At 63.7% G+C, this 9,677-nt stretch carries 10 protein-coding genes; 9 read left to right on the forward strand and 1 reads right to left on the reverse strand.

Going from position 1 to position 9,677, the window contains the following annotated elements; all coding sequences use genetic code 11:
• Positions 1-118: 118 nt before the first annotated feature.
• The gene (locus HX875_RS30820) at positions 119-1,243 is read right to left on the reverse strand and encodes a sensor histidine kinase (protein WP_177048600.1); all 1,125 of its coding nucleotides are present in this window, start codon (positions 1,241-1,243) and stop codon (positions 119-121) included.
• Positions 1,244-1,577: 334 nt separating this feature from the next.
• Here HX875_RS30820 and HX875_RS30825 point away from each other — a divergent pair, with 334 nt between their 5' ends.
• From HX875_RS30825 to feaR, 9 genes are all read left to right on the forward strand, one after another.
• Entirely contained in the window at positions 1,578-2,726 is a 1,149-nt protein-coding gene (locus tag HX875_RS30825; RefSeq protein ID WP_177048602.1) for an acyl-CoA dehydrogenase family protein, read from the forward strand.
• A 17-nt stretch (positions 2,727-2,743) separates the two neighbouring features.
• Positions 2,744-3,115, forward strand: a complete 372-nt coding sequence (locus tag HX875_RS30830) for a hypothetical protein (protein WP_177048604.1) — start codon at positions 2,744-2,746, stop codon at positions 3,113-3,115.
• Positions 3,116-3,118: 3 nt separating this feature from the next.
• Positions 3,119-3,589 carry a nuclear transport factor 2 family protein gene (locus tag HX875_RS30835; RefSeq protein WP_177048606.1) on the forward strand — a complete coding sequence of 157 codons (471 nt, stop codon included), beginning with the start codon at positions 3,119-3,121 and terminating at the stop codon, positions 3,587-3,589.
• Positions 3,586-4,713 carry an amidase gene (locus tag HX875_RS30840; protein ID WP_177048608.1) on the forward strand — a complete coding sequence of 376 codons (1,128 nt, stop codon included), beginning with the start codon at positions 3,586-3,588 and terminating at the stop codon, positions 4,711-4,713. The genes HX875_RS30835 and HX875_RS30840 overlap by 4 nt, the downstream gene beginning before the upstream one ends.
• Before the next feature lie 24 nt (positions 4,714-4,737).
• Positions 4,738-6,021: an aromatic ring-hydroxylating oxygenase subunit alpha gene (locus tag HX875_RS30845; RefSeq protein ID WP_177048610.1), complete on the forward strand. Its 1,284-nt coding sequence runs from the start codon at positions 4,738-4,740 to the stop codon at positions 6,019-6,021.
• A complete protein-coding gene (locus HX875_RS30850; RefSeq protein ID WP_177048611.1) occupies positions 6,018-6,509 on the forward strand; it encodes an aromatic-ring-hydroxylating dioxygenase subunit beta in 492 nt (163 codons plus the stop codon). Before HX875_RS30845 ends, HX875_RS30850 begins: the two co-directional genes overlap by 4 nt.
• A gap of 137 nt (positions 6,510-6,646) precedes the next feature.
• Positions 6,647-7,387 (forward strand): SDR family NAD(P)-dependent oxidoreductase, encoded by a 741-nt coding sequence (locus HX875_RS30855; protein WP_177048612.1) that lies wholly within the window; start codon positions 6,647-6,649, stop codon positions 7,385-7,387.
• 142 nt (positions 7,388-7,529) lie between these two features.
• On the forward strand, positions 7,530-8,480 hold the full coding sequence (locus HX875_RS30860) for a PDR/VanB family oxidoreductase (protein ID WP_177048613.1): 951 nt from the start codon (positions 7,530-7,532) through the stop codon (positions 8,478-8,480).
• Between the two features lie 60 nt (positions 8,481-8,540).
• Positions 8,541-9,461 carry a transcriptional regulator FeaR gene (feaR, locus tag HX875_RS30865; RefSeq protein ID WP_177048614.1) on the forward strand — a complete coding sequence of 307 codons (921 nt, stop codon included), beginning with the start codon at positions 8,541-8,543 and terminating at the stop codon, positions 9,459-9,461.
• The last annotated feature ends 216 nt before the right edge of the window (positions 9,462-9,677 follow it).

The raw sequence follows: 9,677 nt of genomic DNA on the forward strand, positions 1-9,677 counted from the left end.
CGAGGTGCCGACAGGCGGGGCAGAGCGTTTTGGTTACTTTGCCGCTTTTGCAAAGTGACTCGCTGTAAGAGCGAAACCATAGGCAGCCGTTACCTAAATAACGGATATGCCCCCCATCTCACACCCCCACCAAAGGCAGCGAAAAACTGAAAACCGCCCCACACGGCTCAAGATTCTGCGCCCAGATATCCCCCTGATGCCGACCAATAATGTTTTTGCACAACGCCAACCCAATCCCGTTCCCACCCACCTTCGACGAAAAGAACCCATCAAAGATTTTCTCCCGCGCCACCGCCTGAATCCCCCGCCCGCAATCCTCGACACTCAACCGCGCCACGCCTCCATCCCGACAGGCATGCAACCGCAGCACCCGACGCTCAAGAGGCAGCTCGCTCATCTCGTCAATGGCATTGAACGCCAGGTTCAGAATCACCTGCCCAATCAACACCCTCTCACACTGCACCATCAGCGGCTCCGCGCTCGGCACGATCTCCAGCCGCACCTGACCGGGCTCGGCCCGCAGGCTGATGAAGTACCGGGTTTCATGCAGCAACTCATTCAAGTCCACCCACTCGGCACTCTGCTCCAGCTTGACCACGTAATCACGCACGCTCTTGATGATCAAAGAAGCATGCTCCACCTGCCGCACGGCACTTTGCAGCCCCCAGTTCACGCCCTGGTCGGCACTGTGGGTATCACCCAAGCGAATCAACACCCCTTCGATAAAGTTACGAGTGGCCGCCAGCGGCTGGCTCAGCTCATGGGCAATCGCCACGGCCATCTCACCCATGGCGTTGTAGCGCGCCAGGTATTCCAACTGTTGCTCGCTGACACGCCGGGCTTCTTCGGCACGGATCAGGTCACGCTTGACCTTGTCTTCCCGGGAAATATCGCGGAACTGCACCATCAGCACATCACGCCCGTCCAGGTGCACCAGCGTCGCAATGGCTTCCGAAAGAATGTCCACCCCGGCCTTGGAGCGATAACACCACTCGATGGTGCGCTGGCCGCTGCGAGCCGCGCGTTCCAGCCAGCGCAGGCCGATGGAGCGCTTGTACTTCGGCGCATCGCGGGTCATGTCCGGGGCCTTGAGCGGGATCAGTTCTTCCAGGGTAAAACCCAGCGCCGACAGCGCGGCGGTGTTGGCCCAGAGGATGTCCTTGCTCTGCGCATCGTGAAGGATGGTGCAGATCGGCATGGCTTCGATCAGGGTGTGGAAATCATGGTTATTGGGTAGGTACATCGCGTAGCCCTTGGCGGTGGAGGGGACGACTACAGTGGCAAGTTATACCGGTTTGCCTGCGCGGGCACGCTCAGAAGTTATCGGGGGCGCACTAGGGGATTTCTTTAGCCGGTGGGCGGCACGCCCCAATAGTGGCCGCCGAAGGCCCTTCCTAAACTGACCCCATCAACGGGACTGGCTCCGTAGCAGCTGTCGAGCCCAAGCGAGGCTGCGTTGGCCGCGACTCGGTATCCAGATCGACTTGATAGCGGCGTCGCGCCAACGCAGCCTCGCCAGGGCTCGACAGCTGCTACGGGTAGTTTCCCATCCATAACAACTACAACGGAGAAAGCCCATGCTGCGTTCGGCCCTCGTGCAACCAGACGCTTTACCCGATGCGCAGCCCGCGCTGTTCCAGCAGGTGCTGGATGAGGTGCGCCAGCGCCGCGACGAGTTCGACGCCGGCTCCCATGTGCCACGGGACATGATCGAACGCTTCAAGCAGGTGGGCATCTATCGTGCGGCCACCCCGCGCTGTTTCGGCGGCGATGCCCTGGCCCCTGCAACGTTTTTGCAGATGATCGAGCGCATTTCCGAAGCCGACGGTTCCGCCGGCTGGGTCGCCAGCTTCGGCAGCGCCGGGGTGTATCTGGCAGCGTTGCCCACGCAAACCCTCGCCGAACTGTATGCCGACAGCCCCGACCGGGTGTTTGCCGGTGGGCTGTTCCCGTTGCAGCCGGCACAAACCGTCGACGGCGGCTGGCAAGTCAACGGCACCTGGAAATTTGCCAGCGGCTGCAAGGGCGCCGACTTGCTGGGTGTGGGCATCGGTGCGGCAGGCGGCAAGCCGCGCACCGCCGTGTTCAAGCCGGGCCAGGTTGAAATCATCGAAAACTGGGACGTGGTCGGCCTCAAGGGCACCGGCAGCCATGACTTGCGCGTCACCGACCAATACATCGACGAGCGCTGGACCTTCATCCGTGGCGGCGCCGCTACCATCGACGAGCCGCTGTTCCGTTACCCCTCGATTGCCTACGCCGCCCAGGTGCTGGCAGTAGTCAACCTCGGCCTGGCCCGTGCCGCCCTCGATGAAATCAGCGCCATGGCCAGCGGCAGCGGCATCACCGGCGCACCGAAACTGGCGGACCGCGCCTACGTGCGCATCGAAATCGCCAAAGCCGAAGCCCAACTGAGTGCCGCTCGGGGCTTTTTCTACGGCGCCACCGAACAAGTGTGGAACTCGATCCTCGCCGGCAACCCGGTTACGGCGGAGCAAACCAGCCTGCTGCGCCTGACCGCCATTCACGTATCCCAGGCCGGCGCCGCCGTGGTGCAGAGCGCCTACAGCCTGGCGGGCACCACCGCGATTTACCTGCGCCACCCGCTGCAACGCTACCTGCGTGACGCCATGGTGGTGACCCAGCACGCCTTCCTCAGCGAAGGCCTGTACGACGGCGCCGGCTCGGTGTTTCTCGGCGTTCCACCATTTCCTGGCTACATCTGACTTTCAAGGATCAACCCATGTCCCAAGCCACTCAAGAACCGCTGCGCGTCGTCTTCTGCATCGGTATCACCCAGAACTTTTTCGACCTGCCCACCGGCGAAGGCCTGAGCGTGTGGAAAGGCTTCAGCCAGATGATGGGCGACCTCGGCGCCATGCCGGGCATCAACGTACTGGGGGCGATGGATGACGACCGCTTGATGGTCGGCCCGTCGACCACCTCGCCGTGGACCGTCTACATCATGGCCGACGTCGACTGCCACCAGTCGGTGATCGATGCCTGCAACCTGTTCCGCACCACGCCCGTCGGTGAATACAGCCTGTGGCGCTACGCGAAGATTGAAGCGCGTATCGGCCGCCCGCTGACCATCCCCGACGCGGCCAGGGTGTGAGCCATGGACCTGTTGCAGCGTCTTGAAAGCCTTGAAGGGGAGAGCCAGGTCCGGCGCTTGATGGCGCGCTACATGGACCTGTGCGACGTGCCCCGGGCGGCAACGAACGTCCGCGAGTTGGCCGGGTTGTTCACCGCGGATGCGGTCTGGGAGGGCATAGGCACCAGCACCGCGCAAACCTTCGGCCAGCATCAGGGGCGCGACGCCGTGGCGGCATTTGTCGGCAGTTATCTGCCGCCGTCCGGGCACTTCGCGTTGAACCTGCATTACCTCACCAGCGAGTCGATCCAGGTGGACGGCAGCACGGCAGCGGGGCAGTGGATCATGCAGCAGATTTCCACCTACGCCGACCAGCGCAGCGAGTTGTTCGGCACGCGGCTGAACATTGATTTTCGCCGTGTGGACGGCACCTGGCTGATCGCGCATTTCCGCACGCAACGCCTGTTCAATACCGTATTGGGGGTGAACCCATGAGTACCTTCGTCAGCGAATTTCTGCTCGGTGGCAGCGGTAAACGCGTGGCCATCAAAGACTCCATCGACATCGCCGGGCACCCGACCCGTTCCGGCAGCCGTGCCTTTGCCGATGCACCGCCCGCGACCCGGCATGCAGATGTGGTGCATTCGGTGCTCGACGCCGGCTGGCAGATCGTCGGCAAGACCAACCTGCATGAACTGGCGTTTGGCGTCACCGGCATCAACGACTGGAGTGGCACGCCGATCAACCCCCAGGCGCCTGACCGGGTGCCGGGTGGGTCGTCCAGCGGTTCGGCCGCAGCCGTTGCGGCGGGCCTGGCGGATATCGCCATCGGCACCGACACCGGCGGCTCGGTGCGGGTGCCGGCGGCGTGCTGCGGGATCGCCGGGTTGAAGCCGACCTATGGCCGGGTCAGCCGGGCGGGCGCGCAGCCGGCGGTATCCAGCCTCGATTGCGTCGGGCCGTTTGCCGCGAACATGCAGGACCTGATTGCCGCGATGCAGGTGATTTGCCCGGGCTTCACGCCGCAGGCCGCACCGGTTGGCGGTATTCATGTGGGCTTTCTGGATGTGGCCTGTGAGCCGTGGCTGAAGGCGAGCCTGATGGCCGCCGTCGATGCGGCTGGCTGGCGTCAGCAGCGCCTGCATCTGGACGACTTCGAGGCGGCGTTCGGCGCCGGCCTTACGGTGATCAATGTCGAGAACTGGGCGGCCTTCGGTCATCTCACGGGCAAGGGCCTGATCGGCGCCGACGTTGAACAGCGCTTGCTGGCCGCCAGCCGCACCAGCGCCGCTGAGTTGGCCGACGCCGAAGTCGTGCGCACCCGCTTCAGTCATCAGGTGGATGCCGCGCTCGAAGCGTTTTCCGTGTTGCTGCTGCCGACCCTGCCAGACCTGCCACCGACCCTGGCCCAAGCCCGCAACGGCAGCCAGGCCGTGGCCGGCATGACGCCGCTGGTACGGCCCTTCAACCTCAGCGGCCACCCGGCGCTGACGGTGCCGGTGACCCTGGTGGACAGCGGCCTGAAAGTCGGCCTGCAGATTGTCGGCCGCAAGGGCCAGGACGAATGGGTGTGTGCCCTCGGCGCGCAACTGCAGCAGAGCATCACGGCTCACCAATAAGAACAACGCCTTGAGGAGGGCTCCATGAGTACCCATGAATACCGGCTGATCGCCAAATCCAAAAGCCTCGACGAGCTGGTCAAGCACGACCGCGTCGACGTCTCGCTGTACAACGACCCGGCGCTGTTCGAAGCCGAACTGGAAAAAATCTTCTACCGCACCTGGGTCTGGGTCGCCCATGAAAGCGAAGTGCGCAACAGCGGCGACTTCAAGACCGCCACCATCGGCCGGCGCCCGGTGATCGTAGTGCGCGACAAGAAAGGCGCGATCAACGTGCTGGAAAACCGCTGCCGCCACCGTGGCGCCACGGTCTGCGAAAAGCATAAGGGCAACGCCACCGGCTTCACCTGCCCGTATCACAGCTGGTCCTATGGCCTGGACGGCAAGCTGCGGGCGCTGCCGTACCCGGACGGCTACGAAGGCCTCCTGGAAAAATCCGAATTGCCCTTGACCAGCTTGCGGGTCGACAGCTACGCCGGAATGGTATTCGCCAGCTACAACGACGACATCGAGCCATTGGCCGACTTCCTCGGCGGTGCCAGACACTGGATGGACCTGTTCATGAAGCAGGGCGCCGGCTACCCGATCAAGACCCAGGGCGAACACAAGTTCAGCTTCAAGGGCAACTGGAAGATCCAGCTGGAAAACACCACCGACGGCTATCACTTCCCCATCGTGCACAAGTCGTTCATGTCGTCGGTGGATGCCGAGACCTCGGAAATGCTCTCGTTCATGACCGACGAACAGGCCGTCACCCATTCCCTGGGCAATGGCCACAGCGTGATGGTGATGGTGCCCGAGCATGTCGACCTGGACCACGATGACGGCACGGAACAGTTGCAGGAGCGCTTCGCCCACGTCACCGAAGAACTGTCGAAAACCATGGAGCCGGCCCAGGTGCGACGCATCGTGCGCTCACTGCACGGTGCCGGGTTCAACCTCAACCTGTTTCCCAACGTCGCCATGTCGATGTCGTTCTTTCGCGTGTTGCGGCCGGTATCGGTCACCGAGACCGAGATCCGCCACGTCGCCCTTGGCATGGAGGGCGGGCCGCAGATCGCCAACCGCGAGCGCCTGCGCATCCACGAACACTTCCAGGGCCCGTTCGGCTTTGGCAGCCCTGACGACGCCGAGGCCTGGGACCGGGTGCAACGCGGTTCGTACGCCGGCGTGGACGCGCCGATCCTGGTCAACCGTGGCCTGAACCGCGAAGTCCTGGCCGACAACGGCGACAAGGTCTCCCACGCCACCGACGAAGGCGGCATGCGCGGGGCCTATGACATGTGGAAAAGGATGATGAGCCAATGAACACCCTGACTGGTTTTACCGCACCGCTGGCCCAGGCCATCGAATTCATCTGGCGCGAAGCCGAACTGCTGGACCACAAGGACTATGTGCAATGGGCGGCGTTGTGGAGCGAGAGCGGGCGTTACGTCGTGCCGATCGACCTGGACACCGACGATTTCGAGGCCAGCCTCAATTACGCCTATGACGACGCGCGCATGCGTGACTTGCGTATCGAGCGGCTGACGGCGGGGTATTCGCCGTCGGCGGTGGATGCGGCGAAAACCGTGCGCAGCGTGTCGCGATTCACGCTGGTGGAAGCGGCGGGCGAGGTGGTGGAGGTCAACTGCGCGCAGCTGCTGTATGCCTACAAGCGCGGGGTGCACACGCCGTTCGTGGCCGACCTGAACTATCGCATCCGCTTCAGCGCCGGGGCTGCGACCCTGGAGCGCAAGGTGGTGCGGCTGATCAACTCCACCGACAGCCTGAGTGCGCTGGGCTTCCTGTTGTAAGCACGATCTAACCCACCACCAAAACCAGTGTGGGAGCTGGCTTGCCTGCGATAGCGGTGTGTCAGCCAGCACTTCAGGTACTGACCCACCGCTATCGCAGGCAAGCCAGCTCCCACATTTGAAATGAGGACATCCTGATGAACCGAATCGCGCTTGTCACCGGCGCCTCCCGCGGCCTCGGCGAATGCATCGCCCGGCGCCTGCACGCCGCAGGCTACCGCGTGGGCCTGGCAGATGTGCGTCTGGATGGCGTGCAACACCTCGCAGATGAGCTGGACAGCAGCGGCGAAACCGCCGTCGCCATCGAGCTGGATGTGCGCAACAAAGCCGATTTTATCCGCGCCCGGGATCTGCTGTCGGAGCGCTGGGGCGGCACCGATATCCTGGTGAACAACGCCGGGGTGTCGAAAGTCGCGGCGCTGATGGACATCACGCCCGAAGAGTTCGACGAATCAATGGCGATCAACCTGCGGGGCACGTTCGTGGCCTGCCAGGTGTTCGGCGCGCACTTTGCCGAGCGGGGTTTCGGGCGCATCGTCAACATCGCCTCCCTCGCCGGACAAAACGGCGGAACCGCCACTGGCGCGCATTACGCGGCGGCCAAGGGCGGTGTGGCCACGTTGACCAAGGTCTTCGCCCGTGAACTCGCCCCCCAAGGCGTGACAGTCAACAGCATTTCACCAGGCCCGCTGGACTTGCCGGTGGTGCGCGAAACCGTGGCGCCGGAGCGCCTGGAGCAAATCCTCAAGATCATCCCGGCGGGCACCCTCGGCGACCCGCACACCATCGCCGACACCGTGCTGCTGTTGATTGCCGACCACGCCGCCTCGGTCACGGGCGCGTGCTGGGACATCAACGGCGGCCTGTTCATGCGCTAGTCATCGTTGTGGCGAGGGAGCTTGCTCCCGCTGGACTGCGCAGCAGGCCCAATCTCTTTGGGGGCGCTTCGCACCCCAGCGGGAGCAAGCTCCCTCGCCACAGGATAGCGTTCAACCGAAACAACTGTATTCAGGTGCTGCAATGATGAAGGTGAAGATCGAACGCATCGTCGACGAAGCGCTGGATATCCGTTCCTTTCGCCTCGTGCGCAGTGACGGCCAGCCCCTCGACAGTTATGAACCGGGCGCCCATGTGGACCTCACCGGGCCCACCGGCGTCACCCGCCAGTATTCCCTGTGCAGCCCGCCCCACGATGGCCGCGCGTACCTGGTGGCGGTGAAGAAGGAGGCACAATCCCGGGGCGGCTCCCTGGCCCTGCATGAGCAGGTGCAGGAGGGCATGGAGTTGGAGATGGGCGCGCCGCGCAATCTGTTTCGCCTCGACCCGGACGCGCCGGCCCATGCGCTGTTTGCCGCCGGTATCGGGGTGACGCCGTTGTTGAGCATGGCCTACCGACTGGCGAGCAGCGGCCAGCCGTGGCGCCTGCACTATTTTGCGCGTTCGGCGCAGTACGCGGCGTTTACTCAGCTGTTGGCCGATACGTTCGGCGAGCATGTGCAGTTTCACTTTGGCGTCGAACCGGGCGCACTGGATGCGGCCTTGAGCGTCTGCCTGGAGCAGGCCGGCGACGTGGCCCACGTCTACACCTGCGGCCCTGCGCCGTTCATGCACAAGGTGGTGGAAGTCGCGGCCCGCAGCCGTTCCGGGGAGGCGATTCACCTGGAACACTTCCAGGCCGACCCGGCGGCAAACGCCGGGCCCAGCGGTGGCTTCGAAGTGCAACTGGCCAGCTCCGGTGTGGTATTGCAGGTACCGGCGAATACCAGCCTGGTGGACGTGTTGCAGGCCCACGGTTGCGACATCGACACCGAGTGCCGCGAAGGCATCTGCGGCACCTGCATCGTCGAGGTGCTGGAGGGCGTGCCCGAGCACCGTGACAACTGCCTGTCGACCAAGGAGAAGGCCGCCAACCGGCAGATTTGCGCGTGTGTTTCCCGGGCGGTTTCCGCTCGTCTGGTATTGGATATTTGATCGGCGGTGCCAGTAAGATTGCTCGGACCAAAAAAATAAAAAACGTGAGGCCTTGCGGTCATGATGAGTTCAACGGTGCAACGTAACGAATCATTCGAGCGTTGGTTACAGCAGGTCAACCAGGCCTGTGGACGCTTCGATGCCCGCGCCCTGGGCACTGAATTCTATGGTGACCTGAGCGAGTTTCGCAGCGGCGCGATCAAGCTCAGCGTGGTCGACATGGCCCATGTGCATCTGTATCGCAGCAGCAAGGAAGTCAGTACCGGCAACGAGGGGCATTACTACGCGGTGTTCCAGCTGCAGGGCAGTGCACAACTGGAGCAGGGCGACAACCGCGCGCAACTGGGCCGTGGCGACATCGCCCTGATCGACGCCTGTCGCCCCAGCGACATGACCTACCACGAGAACTCCCGGCAACTCTCGCTGATCCTGCCGCGCCAGGTGGTGGAGCGCGGTTCGCACTTCAACGCGGTCAACTGCGCGACACGGATCTCGGCCCGCACGCCCTTGGCGCTGATGGCCAGCCAGATGGTGCTCGACACCCGCCAGCAAAACGACCTGGGCATGCAGGAAAGCGAGGCGGTGCTGGACGCCCTGGTCAGCCTGTTGCTGCCGGGAATCAGCGCCCGTGACAACGGCGTGGACCCACAGGAGCGCCAGTTCCGCAAAACCATAGCCTACATCGACGCGCACATCGGTGCCGAAGAACTCTGCCCCGAGCTGATCGCCCGGGAAGTCGGGGTGTCGGTGCGCGGGCTGTACCGGATGTTCTCCAAGCGTGGGTTGGTGGTGGCGCAATACATCAAGCACCGGCGCCTGGATTTCTGCGCCGAAACCCTGCGCCACTCGCCGGCGGAGCAGAAGCTGTCGGCGCTGTGTTATGCCTGGGGCTTCTCGGATTCCAGCTACTTCTCATCGGCGTTCAAGTCGCGTTTTGGCGTGTCGCCGGGGGAGTACCGCAAGCGCTACAGCCATCATTGATGCGTGCCGCTCCCTGACCTGGAATGCATTTTCCTGTGGGAGCCGGGCTTGCCCGCGATGCAGGCGACTCGGTCTGCCAGGTACACCGCAGCGATCCCATCGCAGCCTCGCCAAGGCTCGACAGCTCCCACATTGGAATGAGGCCAACTGTAGGAGCTGGCTTGCCTGCGATGCAGACAACTCGGTCTGCCAGGCACACCGCAGCGATCCCATCGC

Source organism: Pseudomonas yamanorum, from assembly GCF_013386765.1.
In the GTDB taxonomy this organism is placed as follows: Bacteria; Pseudomonadota; Gammaproteobacteria; order Pseudomonadales; family Pseudomonadaceae; genus Aquipseudomonas; species Aquipseudomonas yamanorum_A.